General features: G+C 70.4%; 14 protein-coding genes. 6 read left to right on the top strand and 8 right to left on the bottom strand.

Features of this window, described 5'->3' with window-relative positions; all coding sequences use genetic code 11:
- Positions 1 to 130: 130 nt before the first annotated feature.
- On the top strand, positions 131 to 895 hold the full coding sequence (locus LC039_RS10840; protein ID WP_226624028.1) for a WecB/TagA/CpsF family glycosyltransferase: 765 nt from the start codon (positions 131 to 133) through the stop codon (positions 893 to 895).
- Between the two features lie 7 nt (positions 896 to 902).
- Here the strand turns inward: LC039_RS10840 and LC039_RS10845 are convergent, their stop codons facing one another.
- The 5 genes from LC039_RS10845 to LC039_RS10865 form a co-directional block, all read right to left on the bottom strand.
- Positions 903 to 1,679, bottom strand: a complete 777-nt coding sequence (locus LC039_RS10845) for an SDR family oxidoreductase (protein ID WP_226624030.1) — start codon at positions 1,677 to 1,679, stop codon at positions 903 to 905.
- On the bottom strand, positions 1,676 to 3,241 hold the full coding sequence (locus LC039_RS10850) for a GMC oxidoreductase (protein ID WP_226624032.1): 1,566 nt from the start codon (positions 3,239 to 3,241) through the stop codon (positions 1,676 to 1,678). Before LC039_RS10850 ends, LC039_RS10845 begins: the two co-directional genes overlap by 4 nt.
- Positions 3,238 to 5,298 (bottom strand): acyltransferase family protein, encoded by a 2,061-nt coding sequence (locus LC039_RS10855; protein ID WP_226624033.1) that lies wholly within the window; start codon positions 5,296 to 5,298, stop codon positions 3,238 to 3,240. Before LC039_RS10855 ends, LC039_RS10850 begins: the two co-directional genes overlap by 4 nt.
- A gap of 254 nt (positions 5,299 to 5,552) precedes the next feature.
- Complete coding sequence (locus tag LC039_RS10860; RefSeq protein ID WP_226624035.1) at positions 5,553 to 6,863, bottom strand: glycosyltransferase family 4 protein; 1,311 nt, start codon at positions 6,861 to 6,863, stop codon at positions 5,553 to 5,555.
- A gap of 19 nt (positions 6,864 to 6,882) precedes the next feature.
- The gene (locus LC039_RS10865; protein WP_226624037.1) at positions 6,883 to 8,277 is read right to left on the bottom strand and encodes a hypothetical protein; all 1,395 of its coding nucleotides are present in this window, start codon (positions 8,275 to 8,277) and stop codon (positions 6,883 to 6,885) included.
- Between the two features lie 304 nt (positions 8,278 to 8,581).
- On the opposite strand from LC039_RS10865, the gene LC039_RS10870 reads away from it, so the two are divergent.
- The 5 genes from LC039_RS10870 (at position 8,582) to LC039_RS10890 (ending at position 15,567) form a co-directional block, all read left to right on the top strand.
- A complete protein-coding gene (locus LC039_RS10870) occupies positions 8,582 to 9,805 on the top strand; it encodes a glycosyltransferase family 4 protein (RefSeq protein ID WP_226624038.1) in 1,224 nt (407 codons plus the stop codon).
- Between the two features lie 134 nt (positions 9,806 to 9,939).
- Positions 9,940 to 12,747 carry a molybdopterin-dependent oxidoreductase gene (locus LC039_RS10875; RefSeq protein WP_226624040.1) on the top strand — a complete coding sequence of 936 codons (2,808 nt, stop codon included), beginning with the start codon at positions 9,940 to 9,942 and terminating at the stop codon, positions 12,745 to 12,747.
- A 77-nt stretch (positions 12,748 to 12,824) separates the two neighbouring features.
- On the top strand, positions 12,825 to 13,574 hold the full coding sequence (locus tag LC039_RS10880; RefSeq protein ID WP_226624042.1) for a 4Fe-4S dicluster domain-containing protein: 750 nt from the start codon (positions 12,825 to 12,827) through the stop codon (positions 13,572 to 13,574).
- Between the two features lies 1 nt (position 13,575).
- A complete protein-coding gene (locus LC039_RS10885) occupies positions 13,576 to 14,442 on the top strand; it encodes a dimethyl sulfoxide reductase anchor subunit family protein (RefSeq protein ID WP_226624044.1) in 867 nt (288 codons plus the stop codon).
- A 162-nt stretch (positions 14,443 to 14,604) separates the two neighbouring features.
- Positions 14,605 to 15,567 carry an ester cyclase gene (locus LC039_RS10890; RefSeq protein ID WP_226624046.1) on the top strand — a complete coding sequence of 321 codons (963 nt, stop codon included), beginning with the start codon at positions 14,605 to 14,607 and terminating at the stop codon, positions 15,565 to 15,567.
- Here the strand turns inward: LC039_RS10890 and LC039_RS10895 are convergent.
- From LC039_RS10895 to LC039_RS10905, 3 genes are all read right to left on the bottom strand, one after another.
- A complete protein-coding gene (locus tag LC039_RS10895) occupies positions 15,561 to 15,968 on the bottom strand; it encodes a DUF805 domain-containing protein (RefSeq protein ID WP_226624047.1) in 408 nt (135 codons plus the stop codon). The two genes, LC039_RS10890 and LC039_RS10895, sit on opposite strands and share 7 nt — an antisense overlap.
- A 100-nt stretch (positions 15,969 to 16,068) precedes the next feature.
- Positions 16,069 to 16,692, bottom strand: a complete 624-nt coding sequence (locus tag LC039_RS10900) for a DUF1523 family protein (protein ID WP_226624049.1) — start codon at positions 16,690 to 16,692, stop codon at positions 16,069 to 16,071.
- Between the two features lie 221 nt (positions 16,693 to 16,913).
- Entirely contained in the window at positions 16,914 to 18,134 is a 1,221-nt protein-coding gene (locus tag LC039_RS10905; protein ID WP_226624051.1) for a M24 family metallopeptidase, read from the bottom strand.
- Between the last annotated feature and the right edge of the window lie 231 nt (positions 18,135 to 18,365).

Below are 18,365 nucleotides of genomic sequence, written 5' to 3' on the forward strand. Positions count from 1 at the left end.
TGTCTCGAGACTGCGGCACGGCGGCCACGGTCGGGGGCAAATCGCGCCGCTGCGCTAGGATCACCCGGGGCCATGGGTCACATTCTCCGGCGGGGCGAAAAGGGGATGTCGCGCGCCAATGGATCCGCGCATGGAATTTCGGGTTGGCGGCCAGCGCGTCGCCATCAGCGTGCCCAACTGGGCAGCGCTGCAGGCGCGGGTGACCGAAAGACTCGCGCAGCGGCAGGGCTTTGCCCTGGCCACGATGAACCTCGACCATCTGGTGAAGCTGCGCCGCTCGGCAACCTTCCGGGCCGCCTATGCGGCGCAGGATTTCGTTGTCGCGGATGGCAATCCCATCGTCTGGCTGTCGCGGCTTGCCGGGCGCCCGGTCGAACTGATCCCCGGCTCCGACGCGATCCTGCCGCTGGCCCGGATTGCGGCCAAGCAGGGCATCGGCGTGGCGCTGGTCGGCAGCACGCCCGCGGCGCTCTCGCGGGCGCGCAGCTACCTCGAGCGCGAGGTGCGCGACCTGACCGTGGTGGCGCTGGTCTCGCCGCCCATGGGCTTCGATCCCGAGGCGCCCGAAGCCCGGGCCGTCTTCGACGAGATCGCGGAGTCCGGCGCCGGGCTGTGCTTCGTGGCGCTGGGGGCGCCGAAGCAGGAAATCTTCGGCGCCGTGGGCCGCAAGCTGCTGCCGCATGTCGGCTTTGCCGGGATCGGCGCGGGGCTGGATTTCTTTGCCGGGGCGCAGCAGCGCGCGCCGGAGTGGACGCGCAAGCTGGCGATGGAATGGCTGTGGCGGGCGGTGAACAACCCGCGACGGCTCGGGCTGCGCTACCTGCGCTGCCTGTTGATCCTGCCCGCGCAATCGGTGCGGGCGCTGCTGCTGCGCTTCTTCACGCTCCGGCCCTAGGGGGCGGTCAGCCCGGCGTAATCTGGCGCGGCTTGCGGCGGCGCATGAGCAGCAGGTCCTTGAGCCTGCCCTTCCTGCCGCGTGGCGGCAGGACTTCCCGGTCCATCTCGAAGGTCGCGCCGGTGAGCGCGGGATCGGCCTGCAGCGCCAGCGCCACGCCCCATCGCGCCGCCTGCTCCGGGGGCAGCCCGTCGGGGAGGCCCATCTGCGTGCGCAGCATGCCGGGCATCCAGTCGGTGATGACGATCTCGGGAAAGCGGTCCGCGAGGTCGGCGATTAGCGTGCGGGTGAAGATCCGCGCGGCCCCCTTGGAGACGGAATAGGCCGACGACGCGGGCAGTGGCGCGAGATCGGCGAAGGTGGCGACGTTGAGGATGCGCCCGTGCCCGTCCTCGACCATACCCTCGAGCGCGGCGCGGCAGCAGGCGACGGTGCCACCGAGGTTGGTGGCGACGGTCGCCATGAAGCTCTCGGCGCTTTCGTCGAGGATGTCGCGCCGCGGGTAGGTCGCGGCGTTGTTGATCAGCAGCGCGATGCGCCCGTGTTCGGCGCGGATGCGGGCGAAGGCCTCGGCGACCTCCTGCGGGAGGGCGACATCCGCGGGGTAGAGGTGGAAGCGTCCCGGCACGGCCTTGGCGCGGGTCTCTTCGAGCGCGGCGCGGCGACGGCCGAGGCCGGCGACGGTGAAGCCGCGCGTCGTCAGCTCGATCGCCATGGCGCGGCCGAGGCCGGAGCCCGCGCCGGTGACCACGGCGATGCCGCTGTCGGGGGTGAGCTGTGTCATCTGCCCTCCTTGAGGATCGAACCGGCCACGCGCAGGGCATTGGCGGCGATGGTCAGGCTGGGGTTCACCCCCATCGAGCTGGGCATGAACGATGCATCCGCCACCCGCAGGTTGCGCAGCCCATGGGTGCGGCACTCCGCGTCGAGCACCGAGGTCCGGGGATCCATCCCGAAGCGCAGCGTGCCCGAGGGGTGGCCGAAGTTCAGCTCGGGCGCGTGCCCGAGGAACAGGCGGCGCTGGCCCTTGAGCGCGCGCGAGATCGCCTTGCGGAAGGCGCGGCGGCGCTGCAGCAGCTCGGGGTGCAGCGTGTAGTCGACCGACAGCCGCTGCGGCTGCGCCGGATCGTAGGTGACCCGGTTTTCCGGGTAGGGCAGGTCCTCGAGCAGGCCGACGAAGATCTGCGCATGGCCGAAGAGCTTCGCCGCGACGGCGGCGGGCACCCGGGTGAACTGGCTCAGCCCGGGCAGGCGGCGCAGGCGCGAGCGGGCCAGCATGCGGTTCAGGTAGAAGGTGATCTCGCCATAGGAGGCGCGGATGCCCATGGCCTGCACCGTGCCCATGCGCGTGCCCTCGGCGTGGTAGAGATCGCGCAGCGAGATCGCCTTGGTCGCGCCGTGATCGGACGTGCCGCGCGGCGGCCAGAGGGCGAACATCTCGTTGAGGTGGAACATCAGGTTGCGCCCGACGCGGCCCGAGCCATTGGCGGCGCCCTCCGGCCAGGCCTCGCAGGCCGAGGCCAGCAGCAGGCGCGGCGAGTTGAGCGCCCCGGCGGCCAGGACATAGGTTTCGGCATGGAACACATGGGTCTCGCCGTCGCGGCGGACCTCGACGCCTTCGACCCGGTCGCCGCTGCCGAGCAGGCGGGTCACCTCGGTGCGGTCGAGCAGCATGGCGTTTCCGGTGGCCAAGGCGGGCTCCACCCCGGCGGAGCGCCCGTCCATCTTGCAGGTCCGGGGGCACTTGCTGCCGAGGCAGCGCAGGCAGTCCGGCCCGCGGTCGATGGCGGTATGGGTGTGGTAGGGGTGCAGCCCGTTCGCCTCCAGCACCCGCATCAGCGCGGTTTCGGTGGCGTTGAGCGGTGGCGGTTCGCGCAGGGCCGGCGCGGGCTCGGGCGAGAGCGGGTCGGGCGTGCCGTGGAGGCGGTAGAGCTCTGTGGCGCGGTCGTACCAGGGACGCAGAGCATCATAGCCCACCGGCCAGCCGCCCGAGGGGTGCGGCAGGTCGGAGAGATCGTCGAGATCGTGCCGCTCGGGCCGTTCGAGCGTTGCGGCATAGAAGACCGAGGAGCCGCCTAGCCCTGCGCCGAGCGGGGCGTAGAAAGAGGTTTCGACACCGTCCACCCGCGCGTGCAGCGGCTCGGGCCAGAGGCCGCGGGCGAGCCGCGCCTCGGGCACGAAGACCTCTGACAGCCCGTTGCGGGCGGCGCGCTGCCCGGCGGGGCCGCGTTCGAGGAAGAGCACCTTTTGCCCGGCCTCGGCGAGCGCGCGGCCGAGCGTGCCGCCGCCGATGCCGGTGCCGATGACGATGGCGTCCCAGCGGGTTTCGGTCAGCGGATGGCTCACAGGCCGGCCACCTTGGTGCCGAAGATCGGGGCGAAGAGATCGCGCAGGGCGCGGGCGGCGGTGTTGGTGATGTGGTTGTTGTCGAAATACCAGCCCTGCATCCCCTCGGCGCTGCCGTGCAGCGCGTGGCAGGCCGCGGCATCGCAGAAGCGCGGCCAGGTGTCGACGAGGGTGATCTCGTTTGCCTCGGCCATGGCGCGCCAGGGCGCTTCGGCCTCGGAGACCCGCTGATCCAGGATGCCGCGCGCCACCTCCGGCTCGGTGACGGGGGCGGGCGCCAGCGGCCAGCCGGCGTGGGCCGTTTCGCGCGCGGCCAGCCGGCTGTCGTAGCGCGGGATCTCGGGCGGCTGGCGCAGGGCGATGACCTCGGCCCCGCCCGCACGCAGTTCGGCGACCGTGGTGCGCGCAGCCTCGGCGACGATCTGCGATTGCGGCGCATCGGCCGGGGTTGGCGCATCGATGGGGAAGATCCTGATGGTGTTGGCCGCGTCGAGCCCGATGCCCGCGCCATGGGCGTAATAGGTCCAGCGCCCGATCAGGGCGATGCGCTGCAGGTCGGGCATCGCTGGCAGGGCCTGGCGGATTTGCAGGTTGGCCTGGGTGCAGGCGCGGTCCTGCGCCGGGGTGGCGGCGCTTTCGGTCTTGCGCACCCCGAAGAGCGGCGGGCAGCCGGCGCGCCAGATGATGAGGCCGGGCACCCCGGCCTCATGGGCGGCGAGATCGAGCCCTTCCTTGAAGGCGCGCACGTGGCTGTCGCCCCAGACCAGCACCTGCGGCGGGCCCTCGGGGCCGATCGGGCAGGTCTCGATCCCCATCAGCGGGCCGCCCGCAGGGGTGGTGCAGCGGCTCCAGTCCTGCAGGAAGTCGGCGGAGGCGGCGATATGCGGGCGCACCGACGGGCCGAAACGCTGCGCCAGCCCGTCGCCGAGGTAGAGCCAGGCGCCCACACCCAGCGTTGCCGCGGAGGCCAGAGCGGTGCCCCCCACGATGGCGATCCCCGGCAGCCGGGCGCGGCGCATCGGGGTTTCCACGAAGCGCCAGGACAGCCAGGCCAGCGCCACCGAGAGCGCCATCCAGCACAGCGCCTCCAGCGCGCCGGAGTACTCGCCGCGCAGGTAGAGCGACAGGCACAGCACCGGCCAGTGCCAGAGGTAGAGCGAATAGGAGATGCGCCCGAAGAACAGCGCGGCGGGATGCGACAGCGCCCGGTTCACCGGGCTCGCGCCGGTGCCGTTGCCGATCAGCAGCACCGCGCCCAGAACCGGGGCGAGCGCCAGCAGGCCGGGAAAGAGCGGTCCTGCCGGGATCAGCAGCACCGAGCCCAGCACCAGCGCCAGACCGGCCCAGCTCAGCGCCGGGTGACCGCGCCAGACGCGCCCGGTCTCCAGCCCCCAGATCGCCAGCAGCACGCCCGAGAGCAGCTCCCAGGCGCGGAACGGGAAGAGGTAGAAGGCCGCGCCCGGATGCGTCGGCGTGGCGAGGATCGAGGAGCCCAGCGAGCCGGCCCAGAGCGTGACCAGCGCCAGGAGCAGCAGGCTGCGTTTGCGCGACAGCAGCAGGATCAGCAGCGGCAGGACGATGTAGAACTGCTCTTCCACCGCCAGCGACCATGTGTGCAGCAGCGGCTTCATCTCGGCGCCGGTGTCGAAATAGCCCGCCTGCCGGTAGAACAGCACGTTCGACAGGTAGACCGTGGCGGCGATCAGCGACTTGCCGAACTCGCGGAACTCGAAGGGCAGCAGCAGCGCCGCGCCGAGCGCCGTGGTGAGCAGCGCCATGGTGAAGAAGGCCGGGGCGAGGCGGCGGAAGCGGCGCAGGTAGAAGGCGCCGAGGCGGATGCGCCCCTCGGCCTCGTACTCGCGCCAGAGGATGCCGCCGATCAGGAAGCCGGAGATGACGAAGAAGACGTCGACCCCGGTGAAGCCGCCGCCGAGCCAGGGCAGGCCGAAGTGGTAGAGCACCACCGAGAGCACCGCCACCGCCCGCAGCCCGTCGATGTCGGGGCGGTAGGGCATGGGGGCGTGGGCGGGATCGCGCGGGGCTGCCGGATCACGCATGGGCGGGGCAGCCATCTGAGGGTGGGACGGAGGCGGGCATGACCGGAGCGGATCTCAACATGATGCGAACTCGATATGGAACGACCCCGACAGGGGCAGGTGCGCCTCGCGCCCCGGCGTGCGCATGTTCGCGACTATAGGAAGGCGTGCGGCCGCATCGCAAGGCAAAGGCGGGTGCCCGGAGGGTAGCCGCAAAAGTGTTGCGAAACTGCGAGCGGCTTGGGGTAATTTCATCGAAGCGCCAATGCATCGGGTCAGGCCTGCCCGTCTCGCAGGAGGTCCGGCGGCGGCGCGGGACGGCCCCGGGCGATCCAGTCGTAGACCTCTGCCAGCTGCGCCGCCTTGCGCGCCCAGGTGAACTGCGCGTGGACGCGCGCCCGCGCCGCCTGCGCCATGGCGGGCAGGCCGGAGGGGGCGTCGGCGAGGCGCTCCAGCGCGGCGCGGAAGGCGGCGGTGATCCCGGCGCGGTCGCGGCACGGCAGCTTGATCCCGCTGGCCGCGGTGACCAGCTCGGCGGGCCCGGCGTAATCGACGATCATCGGCACCACCCCCAGCGCCATCGCCTCGAGCACCACGCCGCCGCCGAACTCGCGGATCGACGGAAAGCTGAGCAGGTGGCAGCGGCAGAGCACGTCCTGCACCGCGTGGTGATCAAGCCAGCCGTGGAAGGTGACGGCATGGGCGATCCCGAGTGCTTTCACCTGCGCCTCGAGGTCGCCGCGCATCGGCCCGTCGCCGACCATCTCGAGCTGCAGGCGTCCGTCGCGAAGCAGGGGCGCCGCGGCCTCGAGCAGCATGTCCGGTCCCTTGTAGGGCACCAGCCGCCCGACGAAGGCGGCGCGCAGCGGGCCGGGCGCGGGGGCCGCCCGCTTGTTGAACCGGGCCGGGTCGATGGCGTTCTCGGGCAGGTAGATGAGCTTGTCCCGGTGGCGGGAGGGAATCTCGGACGCGGTGTGACGCGAGCCCGCGAGGATCGCACTGGCGTGACGCAGCGTCGATCCGCGGCCGGGCAGGGCCTTGTAGGCGCCGCGCAGGTAGCTCAGCCATTCCCGTTCGCGCCGGCGCTCGGCGTCGAAGCCCTTGGGCCAGGGCACGCCGCCGTTCAGCGGCCCGAGCACGAAGGGCACGCCCGCGCGCGCGCACAGCCCGGCCAGCGGCGAGGCGACGGTGGGGCTGAGCGGGGTGATGCGGTGCACCACGTCCCATTCGCCGGCGCGGATCCCCGGCCCGAAGCGCCGCCAGACCAGCCGCTCGAAGTAGGGGTAGCTCAGCGCGTTGATCGCCTGCACCATGGTCCAGCCCTTGCCCTCGCCCATGCGCAGCAGCTCGGCGAGCTTCCACATCGGGCGGGCGAAGGCTTCGGAATCGATGGCGGTGAAGTCCTCCCCCTCGACCATGCCGGCGCGCAGGAAGGCGTCGCGGTTGCGCACCTGCGTGATGATATGCACCTCGGCGACCTGGCGCAGCGCCGTGGCGAGCGACCAGCCGACCAGCGGCACCGAGACCCACTCGGGATTGGCGGCCTCGGCAATGGCAAGGATGCGGGGTTTGCGGGGAGGGCTCATCGACATGGGGGTCCGAGGGTCAGAGGATCGATTGCCATTTCAGCGCCCCCGGGCGGTCGCGTTCGATCCGCTTCAGGCGCGCGGACTTCAGCGCCTCGGCGTAGCCGGTGAGCGATCCGGCGACGAGCCAGGTCAGCGGGGTGAGCGTGGCATTGGGCACCATGTCCGACAGGTTGATCGCCAGCAGCAGCGAGAGCGCCGCGACGAAGGGAGAGATCACCTCGTCGCCGCGCGCGGCGCTTTCTCGCCAGAGCAGCAGCAGCGGCAGCAGGATCAGCCCGAACTCGGCAAGGAAACCGACCCAGCCGTAGACGCCGATGACGATGATCCAGCGCCCGTCGGTCACCGTCAGGATATTGCCGGTGACCGGGTCGAGGATGTGGTTGCGCCCCCAGCTGCCCCAGCCGAACACCGGTTTCTCGTAGGCGCGGTCGAGCAGCGTGTTCTCGTTCTCGAAGCGGAACTCCAGCGAGTAGGCGCGCTCCTGATCGATCTTCGCGGCCTGCGCGAGGATGCGGTCCTCGGGCACCAGGTGGGTGCCCTTCAGCACCGGGTAGGTGATCGCCACCAGCCCGATCAGCAGCGCCACGCGGAACTGACCCATGCGGGTCAGCAGCAGCACCGCCGGGATCAGCACCACGGCGAAGATCAGCGCGCCCAGCGATTTCGCCAGCACCAGGATCAGCGTCAGCCAGAGCGCCGCCAGCAGCAGCTTCACGCTGCGCTCGGTGCGCCAGAGCGCCCAGGCCGAGACCGCCGCGGTCATCAGGAAGAAGGCGACCCAGAGGCCGTGGTAGAGGAACACGATGGGCCGGTAGCCATTGGCGCGGATCGACTGTCCGAAGAGGTGCTGGTAGTAGCCGTAGATCCAGTTGTTGAGCTGCGGCGAGAGCCGCATCTCGACCAGCATCGGCAGCGTGTAGAGCAGCCCGCCCCAGAGCAGCGCCATCAGCAGGTGCCTTTGCGAACCGCCCTCTGCGAGAAACTGCCGGGCCAGCAGGAAGGGCAGCACCAGCAGCGCCTGCTGCAGCACCAGCGCCGCGCCGTCCTTCACCGAGAGCCCGGGCAGGCCGATCTGGCCGTAGAACACGGGCTCGGTGTTGGTCACCGCGGTGAGCGCCGGTGACAGAACGTAGGTGATCAGCAGGATCTTCCCGAGCAGCGAGCGCGGCAGCAGCCCGCCCTCCAGCCCGTAGCGCCAGAGGCAGAAGGCAAAGGCGGCGATGGCCGGGATATTGTGCTTGGTCAGCGGCGGGAACATCGGCAGGTCGAAGGCCGCCGGGGGCTCGGGCAGGATCAGGTAACCCGCCAGCAATGCGGCGACCAGCGCCCGGTCGGGCGCCATGCGGCGGAACAGCACGACCGTCACGATCGGCCAGAGCGCCAGCATCAGATAGGCAAGAGCGTTGGGCATGCCGTGTCGCGACCCGTGAACCAGACAACTCAGAACGCTGCCCCGCGCGGCGCCCCCTGCGCCCGGAACAGGGCCTTTCAGTATCACGCCGCCGCCGTGCTGTCGCCTGCAGAGCGCGGCGATGCACCTCGGATCGGCAGATTTGGCACATTTTCCGGCGCGGCGTCCGGCGGCGGCTGGCGGGGTGTCTCCGGCATGGCGTAAATCTAGGGGAAACCGCAGGATTGTTCGTTTGGAGACATGTTCCTGCCCGATTGCGGGTGGAGCCTGACCTCAAGGAAGGTTGCAGGAGTAGGAGTGCAGGATGGTCCGTCGCCGCCTCAAGATCGCCTATCTGAGTGATTTCTCGGCGCTCGACCGGAACCTCTATTCGGGGGGCAATGCGCGGATCCACGATGCGCTGCAGGCCCATGCCGGGGAGGTGACGATCCTGCCCACCGACTGGGGCGCCGCCGAGCCGGTCCGCCGCGCCATCCTGTCGCTGCCCGACGCGCTCAGCCTGCGGTTGCGCTGGCGTGCGCAGATCGCGCTTTCGCAGCTGGTGGCCCGGCGCGTCGAGGCGGCGCTGCGGCAGGATCACTACGACGTGCTCTTCGGCGCCTATGCCTTCCAGTCGCTGCTCGGCCTGCGGCTGCCCTACCCGATGACCGTGGCCTATACCTCGGACGCCACCCACAGCATCTACCGCGACTCCGAGATCGGTCAGGCGCATCCGGGGCTGATCCCCGGCGGACGGCTGCTCGACGATTGGGTCGAACGCGCCGAGGCCGAGGTGTTCCGACGCGCCGACCTGCTGCTCTGGCCCTCGCAATGGCTGATGGATGCCGGCGCCCTGCGCTACGGACTGCCCGAGGGCAAGGCGCGGCTGGTGCCCTGGGGCGCCAATATCGCACCGCCGCCACCGCCCGCGCCGCGCCAGATCTCGCGCTCGGGCACGCTGCATCTGCTGGTTGTGGGCCGCAACTGGTGGGCCAAGGGTGGCCCGGTGGCGCAGGAGGTCATGTGCCTGCTGCGCGCGCGCGGCATCGACGCGCGGCTGACGGTGATCGGCTGCGTGCCGCCGCCCGAGGCGCAGGGGCCGCACATGGAGGTTCACCCGCAGCTCGACAAGGCGGTGCCCGAGCAGGCGGCGCTCTTCGAGCAGCTCTACGCCCGCGCGCATTTCACCGTCATGCCCAGCTTCGAGAGCTACGGTTTCGCATTCTGCGAGGCCTCGGCGCATGGCGTGCCCTCGCTCTGCCTGCGCATCGGCGGCGTGCCGGTGCGTGACGGGATCAACGGCTTCGCCCTGCCGCCGGGCAGCGGCGCCGAGGACTTCGCCGCCTGCGTGCTTGCCTGCCTCGACGCGCCCGCGCGCTACGCCGCGCTCTCGCGCCGCAGCCGCGAGGAATACGAGTCGCACCTCAACTGGGACGCCTGGGGGCAGTCTGTGGGATCGCTGCTGCAGGAGCAGGTGGCACAGCGCGGCAGGGCCTCCGAACCCTGTGCATCCACGGACATGCCCTGCCAGGCGGCACCGGCGGGCTGATCCGGCGCGCGGGTCTGCGCGGCCCATGCGCGACGGGCGCCGCCCCGCCCATCGCGGTTGCGTGACCGGAAAACACCTAGCCACACGGGGGGCTTGTGTCCTAGCCTTCGGAGCAGGCACGGACGTGGACCCGCATGGCGCAGACGGAACGGCAGCACGACACACCCGACACCCAGGTGCAGATCTCGGACGAGATCCGCAAGACGACCTGCTACATGTGCGCCTGCCGCTGCGGCATCGACGTTCACCTGAAGGATGGCACCCCGGTCTACATCGAGGGCAACCGCGACCACCCGGTGAATCGTGGCGTGCTCTGCGCCAAGGGCGCGGCGGGGCTGAAGCAGGTGACCTCTCCGGCCCGGCTGCGCGCACCGCTGCGCCGCGTGGGTCCGCGCGGCTCCGGCGACTTCGAGGAGATCAGCTGGGAGGAGGCGCTCGACACCGCCGCCGGCTGGCTGAAACCGCTGCGCGAGACGGCGCCCGAGCAGCTCGCCTTCTTCACCGGGCGCGACCAGTCGCAGAGCCTCACCAGCTGGTGGGCGCAGCAGTTCGGCACGCCCAACTACGCCGCCCATGGCGGCTTCTGCTCGGTGAACATGGCGGCGGCGGGGGTCTACACGCTCGGTGGCAGCTTCTGGGAATTCGGCGGCCCCGACTGGGAGCATGCCGAACTGCTGCTGCTCTTCGGGGTGGCCGAGGACCACGACAGCAACCCGATCAAGATCGGGCTCTCGAAACTCAAGGCGCGCGGCGCCAAGGTGGTCAGCATCAACCCGGTGCGCAGCGGCTACAGCGCTGTCGCCGACGACTGGCTCGGCATCACCCCGGGCAGCGACGGGCTTCTGGTGCTCTCTCTGGTGCACGAGCTGCTGCGCGCCGGGCGCATCGACCTGGAGTTTCTCGCGCAGTTCACCAATGCCCCGGTGCTGGTCGACTGCGACCCGAAATCTCCTGACTACGGGCTGTTCCTGCGGGGCGACGACGGCACGCCGCTGGTGATCGACGCCCGCACCGGCCGCCCCGCGCCCTGGGACGGCGAAGGGGTGACGCCGAAGCTCACCGGCCACCTGCGCCGCGCCGGGATCAGCCACCGCACGGTGATGGAGATGATCGCCGGGCAGTACATGGACAGGGCCTATGCCCCCGAGGCGGTGGCCGAGTGCGTCGGCCTGCCACCCGAACGCATCCGCTGGCTCGCTGCCGAGATCGCCCGCGCCGCCTTTGAAACGAAGCTGGAGCTGGACCGCCCCTGGACCGATTTTCGCGGCCGCGCGCACGCCACCATGCCCGGTCGCCCGGTGGCCATGCACGCCATGCGCGGCGTCTCGGCCCATTCCAACGGTTTCCAGACCTGCCGCGCCATCCATCTGCTGCAGGCCCTGCTCGGCGCGGTGGAGACCCCGGGCAGCTTCCGCTTCAAGCCGCCCTATCCCAAGCCGCCCGAGGCGCACTGCCGTCCGCATGCCCGCGCCGTTCCCGGCCAGCCCCTAGACGGCCCGCCGCTCGGCCACCCGCTGGGGCCCGAGGATCTGGCGGTGGACGCGCAGGGCAACCCGCTGCGGATTGACAAGGCCTTCAGCTGGGAGGCGCCGCTGGCGGTGCACGGGATGATGCACATGGTCATTGCCAATGCGGTGGCGGGGGATCCCTACCCGATCGACACGCTGTTTCTCTACATGTCGAACATGGCGTGGAATTCGGCGATGAACACCGCCGGCACGATGGAGATGCTCACGGCGCAGGACGAGGATGGCAACTACCTGATCCCGCGGATCATCTACTCCGACGCCTATGCCTCGGAGATGGTCGCCTACGCCGATCTCATCCTGCCCGACACCACCTATCTCGAGCGCCACGACTGCATCTCGCTGCTCGACCGGCCGATCTCCGAGCCCGATGCCGCCGCGGATGCGATCCGCTGGCCGGTGGTGGAGCCCGACCGCGACGTGCGCCCTTTCCAGTCGGTGCTGCTGGACCTCGGTGCCAGGCTCGGCCTGCCGGGCATGTCAGAGGGTGGCAAGCCGGTCTACCGCGACTACGCCGATTACATCACCAACCATGAGCGCCGGCCGGGCATTGGCCCGCTCGCCGGCTTCCGCATGGGGCCGCACGGGTTGCAGGACGGGCGCGGCACGCCGAACGAGGCGCAGCTGGACAGCTACATTGCGGCGGGCGGCACGCACAGTATCCCGGTGCCGCCGGAGGCCGCCTACTACAAGCCGTGGAACCGCGCCTACCAGGATTGGGCGATGGAGATCGGCCTGCTCGACACCCCGTCCCCCGCGCTTGTCCAGCTCTGGTCCGAGCCCCTGCGCCGCTTCCAGCGGGCCGCCGAAGGGCAGGGCGCGCTGCAGCCGCCCGAGCCGCTCCGCGAACGGCTCGCCGCGGTGATGACGCCGCTGCCGGTCTGGTACCCGCCGCTGTCGGAGAGCTCCGGGGCCGAGGACAGCTACCCGCTGCACGCGCTCACCCAGCGCCCCATGGCGATGTACCACAGCTGGGGCAGCCAGAACGCCTGGCTGCGGCAGATCCACGGCAGCAACCCGCTCTACATCCCCGGCGCATGGTGGCACGCGCTCGGCCTGCAGGCGGGCGACTGGGTCCGGGTCATCTCGGCGCATGGCGAGATCACCGCCCCTGCCGCGCGCATGGAGGCGCAGAGCGAGAGCGTGGTCTGGACCTGGAACGCCATCGGCAAGCGCAAGGGCGCCTGGGGGCTCGACCCGGATGCGCCGGAGGCGACACAGGGCGTGCTGCTCAACCACCTGATCCCCGAGCACCTGCCCCCGCGCGCAGATGGCCACAGCCTCTCCAACTCCGATCCGATCACCGGCCAGGCCGCCTGGTTCGACCTGCGTGTCCGCCTCGAGAGGATCGCCGCGCCCCGCGAGGCCAGCCCCGGCTTCCCACCGCTCCGCTCTCCCGTCCCGCACCCCGCCTGAGCCTTCGTCTAGACGAAAATATCCCGGGGTCCGGGGCAGCGCCCCGAAACCCCGCCAGCCACGAGCCACACGCCAGAATGACCGACCTTCCCAGCCACACGGAACGCCAGCTCGGCCTGGTCATCGACCTCGACACCTGCGTCGGCTGTCACGCCTGCGTGGTGGCCTGCAAGGGCTGGAACACGCAAAGCCAGCCGAGCCCCCTGTCGGATCAGGACGCCCATGGCGCCGCGCCCTCGGGCACCTTCCTCAACCGCGTCCACGCCTACGAGGTGATGCCGCAAGCCGGCCCGGCGCAGCTCGTGCATTTCCCGAAGTCCTGCCTGCATTGCGCCGATGCCCCCTGTGTCACCGTCTGCCCCACCGGCGCGAGCTTCAAGCGGGCCGAGGACGGCATCGTGCTGGTCAACGAGGCCGACTGCATCGGCTGCGGGCTCTGCGCCTGGGCCTGCCCCTATGGCGCGCGAGAGATGGACATGGCCGAGGGGGTGATGAAGAAATGCACCCTCTGCGTCGATCGCATCTACAACGAGACCCTCCCCGAGCAGGACCGCGAGCCCGCCTGCGTCCGCACCTGCCCGGCGGGGGCGCGGCATTTCGGCGATCTGTCGGACCCGGAAAGCGAGGTGAGCCTGCTGGTCGAGGCGCGTGGCGGCATGGACCTCATGCCCGAGCAGGGCACCCGCCCCGCCAACAAGTACCTGCCGCCCCGGCCGCGCGACGCCTGGCAGGGCGAGGTGGACGTGCTCGCCCCCTGGCTAGAGCCGGTGGCCGAGGAGCCCCGCGGTCTGCTCGGCTGGATCGACCGGACGCTGGCGAGGCTCTGAAATGCACCCGGCACCGTCGCTCATCCTCTTCACCACGCTCTCGGGTCTCGGTTTCGGCCTGCTGGCCTGGCTCGGCATCGACCTCTCGCCGCCCGAGGGGGGCACGGCCTTCGCATGGCTGGCGCTGGCCTATGCGCTGTGCCTGTCGGGCCTTGCCGCCTCGGCGCTGCACCTCAAGCGCCGTGAGCGGGCGCTGAAAGCCTTCAGCCAGTGGCGCACGAGCTGGCTCTCGCGCGAGGCCTGGGCGGCGCTGGCCACGCTGCTGCTGGGCGGCGGCTACGGGCTGTCGCTGCTGCTGGGGTATCCGCTGCTGCCGCTGGGCTGGCTGACGACGCTCGCCGCGCTGGGCACCGTGCTCTGCACCGCGATGATCTACGCGCAGCTCAAATCCGTGCCGCGCTGGCACCACCGGTCGACCCCGGCGCTTTTCTTCGCCTACGCGCTGACCGGCGGGGCCCTGCTCTACGGGCAGAGGTGGCCGGCGCTGCTGCTGCTGGCGCTCACCGCCGCGCTGCAGTGCTGGGTCTGGATCGACGGCGACAGGCGCTTCGCCCGCAGCGGCACAACGCTGGCCAGCGCCACTGGCCTCGGGCCGCAGGGCAGTCCGAGGGAGCTCTTCCCGCCGCATACCGGCAGCAACTACCTGCTGCGCGAGATGGTCTTCGTGGTCGCCCGGCGCCACGCGGTCAAGCTGCGCGTGCTGGCGGGGCTGCTCGCCTTCGTGCTGCCCGCGGCACTCCTGCTCGCGACAGCTATCTCGTATTTTAACTTCATCTGCCTTGCCCTGCATGTCGCGGGCGTGTTCCTCTCGCGCTGGCTCTTCTTCGCCGAGGCCGAACACGTGGTGGGCCTCTACTACGGTCGGTAAGGACGACGGTCGATAGGAACTGTGGTTGGTTAGGACTGTAGTTCGGAAGGACTTCAGTCGGTACGGATCGGGGTCGGAAAGGCCCGGCAGGCGGAGGTCGCGGTGCGGAGCCGCCTCTGGCAGAGGGGCCGTGAACAGCGGGGCAGAAGAAAGGTGACGCGCGTGTCGTTTCTCGCCGGGTTCGACCCGTGCTGGCAGGATGCCGGCGCCTATCTCTCCGCCCTGACCCGCGATCTCGATGAGGGGCGGCGCCTCGACCGGTTGGAGGCGCTGCTGGCGCCCGAGGTGATCTCGCACGGCGGCAGCGGCGCCCTGGTGGAGCCCGAGGTTCTGGGCGCCGACCTGGCCGCCCGGCTCGCCGCGCTGACCGGGCCGCGGCTGCGGCTGGAAGACCGGCTCTGGCACGCCTTGGGGGCGAACAGTCTCTATGCCGCCGAGCGTTTCCATGTCAGCGCCCGGCATGACGGTGCCGGGCTCTACGGGCCGCCGAGCGGCGCGCGGGTGCAGTTCACGCAGATGGCCGAGCGGCTTTGCGCATCGGGCCGGCTGCGCGAGCAATGGCTGCTGCGCGACGAGGCGGCGATCCTGCGGCAGATCGGGCTGGACCCGGTGGAGTGCGCGCGGCTGCGCCTCGCGGGCGGCGCGCCGGAGTCGGTCGCGCCGCGCTACAGCGGTGCGGGCAACGGCGATGGCCCGGGCGGGTCGTGGGGGGCGGCGCTCTCCGAACTTGTCACGCGGGTGATGTCGGGCGAGGTGGCGGCGCTGGCCGAGCAATACGACCCGGCGGCGGAACTCTTCCTGCCCGGCGCCGAGGTCGGCTGCGGCCCGCGCGAGGCGGAGGCTTTCTGGATCGGGCTGCGCGCGGCCTTCCCCTCGGCCCACTTCGAGGTCGAGCATGCGCTTGGCGCCGAAACGCCACTGGCGCCGCCGCGCGCCTGCATCCGCTGGCGGCTCACCGGGCGGCACGACGGGCAGGGGGTTTTTGGTGCCCCCAGTGGCGCGCCGGTCGAGATCCTCGGGATGACCCAGGCCGAGTTCGGCCCGGAGGGGCTGCGGCGGGAATGGACGCTCTACGACGCGCCCGGCGTCTGGCAGCAGATCCTGCGCGGCACGGGGAGTTACTGACCCGGACGGGGCCCGTAGCGGTTGTCGCCGGGCGTGCCCTTGGACGCCAGCCAGACGATGAGGACGATCACGCCAATGAGCGGGATCAGCGCGATCCAGTACCACCAGCCGCTGCGATCGGTGTCATGCAGCCGCCGGACGGTGACCGAGATGTATGGCAGCACCACCGCCAGGCCGAAGAGCGAGGAGAAGGGCGCGAAACTGGTCTGCGAGGCGACGGCGGTGGTCGTCTCGGTCGAGACCGTGGTGGTCTGCCCGAAGAGCGCGAGGTCGAGAAGGCCGAGCAGCAGGCCGCCGCCGTAGACGAAAAGCGCGAACCACCAGAATTCCGGACGCGCCGCACGGCCCGAGAAGGTCACGTAGTTCCGAAAGCAGGTCTTCACCGCGTCCACGAAGCCCATCGTCTCACCTCACTCCATTGGCTATGGCACCATTGGCAACATAGGGGCCGTGCCGCGCGAGGCGACCCTTGTGGCACTCCGCGGCTTTGGCACCCGGGCCTCAGCCCTTCTTGCGCCCGAAGAAGCCGCGGATGCGACCGCCCGCCTCGTCGAGATTGTCGCCCATCTCCTCCAGCGCCGGGTCGATGCGGGCGCGGCGGAAGCGCCGCCAGCGCACCCAGACCGCCCAGGTGAGCGCCGCCAGCAGGGTCAGCACGATGATATTGGTCCAGGGGATGATGCGCACGTCCGGCCCGTCGACCGGACGGATTTTCACCGCGTTGGGGTAGATCGAGAAGAACTCGTTGCGCCAGCCGTAGTGTTTGATCGACACCCATTGCGGCTCGGCAGAACCCGAACGCAGATCATTGGCCTCGGCCTGCAGGTTCGAGGTGTCGAACTTGAAGTAGGGCGGCCAGCCCCAGCTCGTGTCCTCGTTGCGGTAGACCATCACCTTGTCGTTCGCCAGCCGGGTCTGGATGAAGAACACGTCGCGCCCGCCGGCGGCGGCGGCGCTCTTGCTGCCGGCCTGGCTCCAGAACCAGCGGTTCAGCGAGCCCGGCGTTTCGCGTTTCTCGTAGGTGTCGGTGATCCGCGCGATGTCGTGCTGCGGCAGAGTGTAGTGCAGGAAAGACCCGACAAGCACCCAGAAGAGCACGATAAAGGTCCATTTCACGTAGGTCACGGGGGCTCTCCTGATGACTGCGGACGGGCAAGCGTGGCGCGGTGCGCCTTTCCCTCAGGTGACCTGTCCGGAAGGGAAAATCAACCGTGCAGCCGCAGAAGACTCCCCGCCCGGCCATTGCCCGCCCGGCAAGGGAACGTGCTGGTGTCCGCTTGGTGGAGATATTCCGAGGGAAATCCGCGATAGCGGACGGGGGCAGGGCCCCCATCCTTTTGCGCGCCTTAGCCGACCACGTTGAACCCCGGGCCGTAGGGATAGCCGGTGATGTTCTCTGCCCCGTCTTCGGTGATCACCAGGATATCGTGCTCGCGGTAGCCGCCGGCGCCGGGCTGGCCTTCGGGGATGGTCAGCATCGGCTCCATCGAGATCACCATACCCGGGGCAAGCACCGTGTCGATGTCCTCGCGCAGCTCCAGCCCCGCCTCGCGGCCGTAATAGTGCGAGAGCACCCCGAAGCTGTGGCCGTAGCCGAAGGTGCGGTACTGCAGCAGGTCCCGCTCGGACAGGAAGGCGTTGAGCGCTTGGGTCACCTGGGCGCAGCTCACCCCCGGCCTCAGCAGCGAAAGGCCGAGCTCGTGCGTGGCGACATTGGACTCCCAGATTTCCAGCGAGGCGGGATCGACCTCGCCGACGAAGAGCGTGCGCTCCAGCGCGGTGTAATAGCCCGAGATCATCGGGAAGCAGTTGAGCGAGAGGATGTCGCCGCGCTGCAGGGCGCGCGCGGTGACCGGGTTGTGGGCGCCGTCCGTGTTCAGCCCCGACTGGAACCAGACCCAGGTGTCGCGGTACTCGGCATCCGGGAAGCGTTTCGCGATCTCAAGTTCCATGGCATCGCGTCCGGCCATGGCCACGTCGATCTCGCGCGCGCCCTCCCGGATCGCCTCGCGGATGGCATAGCCGCCGATGTCGGCGACCTGCGCGCCGTGGCGGATGAGCGCGATCTCGGCGGGGGATTTCAGCATCCGCTGGCGCATGGTGGCCGGGGCGATGTCCGAGGTCCGCGCCGGGGAGAGGAACTCGTCGAGCAGTGCCTTTTGCGCTAGCGTCAGGTGGTCCGCCTCGAAGCCGACGACCTTGCCGGTGCCGGTGACCTGCCGCACCGCGCGCCAGAGGTTGTTCCGCGTCCAGTCGGTATAGGTGATGTTGTCGCCATGGCAGCGCCGCCAGGGCTGACCGGCGTCGATGCCGGCGCTGATCGTGACGCTCTCGGTGGCGGTGACCACCAGCGCGTAGGGGCGGCCGAAGCTGCAATAGAGAAAGCCCGAGTAATAGGCGATGTTGTGCATCGAGCTCAGCACGCAGGCGTCGATGCCCTGCGCCGCCATCTCGGTACGCAGGCCGCTCAGGCGGGCCTCGTACTCCTCGGGCGCGAAGGGCAGGGGTGCCTTCTCGCCGTTGTGGAACCGGTAGGTCGCGGGGCGGGTGTTCACTTGGTGGTCCATATGGCCCTCCTTTGGATGCGGAGGGGCGGAACCCGACCCTGCCGCAGAGACAAAGCAAGGTCCCGGCGTTCAGGACGGTCGTGTCTTTGGATGACGGGATGTCACCGGACGACAGGGCGTGCCACGCGGCACCGGCGACGCCATCGCCTGCCCGGCGCAAAGGATGCTGCGCGGCGGCGGGTTTGGCAAGAGGGCTGTTTCACGTGGAGCGTTACGCTGGGGGAGTGTGGT

The organism is Alloyangia pacifica, assembly GCF_020524285.1.
GTDB classification, from domain to species: Bacteria; Pseudomonadota; Alphaproteobacteria; order Rhodobacterales; family Rhodobacteraceae; genus Salipiger; species Salipiger pacificus_B.

What these genes read in the sequence shown, in the direction of transcription:
- LC039_RS10860 (WP_226624035.1), bottom strand. Translation starts at nt 6,863, where the DNA reads ATGAGCCCTCCCCGCAAACCCCGCATCCTTGCCATTGCCGAGGCCGCC.
- LC039_RS10875 (WP_226624040.1), top strand. Translation starts at nt 9,940, where the DNA reads ATGGCGCAGACGGAACGGCAGCACGACACACCCGACACCCAGGTGCAG.
- LC039_RS10885 (WP_226624044.1), top strand. Translation starts at nt 13,576, where the DNA reads ATGCACCCGGCACCGTCGCTCATCCTCTTCACCACGCTCTCGGGTCTC.
- LC039_RS10870 (WP_226624038.1), top strand. Translation starts at nt 8,582, where the DNA reads ATGGTCCGTCGCCGCCTCAAGATCGCCTATCTGAGTGATTTCTCGGCG.
- LC039_RS10845 (WP_226624030.1), bottom strand. Translation starts at nt 1,679, where the DNA reads ATGACACAGCTCACCCCCGACAGCGGCATCGCCGTGGTCACCGGCGCG.
- LC039_RS10840 (WP_226624028.1), top strand. Translation starts at nt 131, where the DNA reads ATGGAATTTCGGGTTGGCGGCCAGCGCGTCGCCATCAGCGTGCCCAAC.
- LC039_RS10855 (WP_226624033.1), bottom strand. Translation starts at nt 5,298, where the DNA reads ATGCGTGATCCGGCAGCCCCGCGCGATCCCGCCCACGCCCCCATGCCC.
- LC039_RS10865 (WP_226624037.1), bottom strand. Translation starts at nt 8,277, where the DNA reads ATGCCCAACGCTCTTGCCTATCTGATGCTGGCGCTCTGGCCGATCGTG.
- LC039_RS10905 (WP_226624051.1), bottom strand. Translation starts at nt 18,134, where the DNA reads ATGGACCACCAAGTGAACACCCGCCCCGCGACCTACCGGTTCCACAAC.
- LC039_RS10895 (WP_226624047.1), bottom strand. Translation starts at nt 15,968, where the DNA reads ATGGGCTTCGTGGACGCGGTGAAGACCTGCTTTCGGAACTACGTGACC.
- LC039_RS10880 (WP_226624042.1), top strand. Translation starts at nt 12,825, where the DNA reads ATGACCGACCTTCCCAGCCACACGGAACGCCAGCTCGGCCTGGTCATC.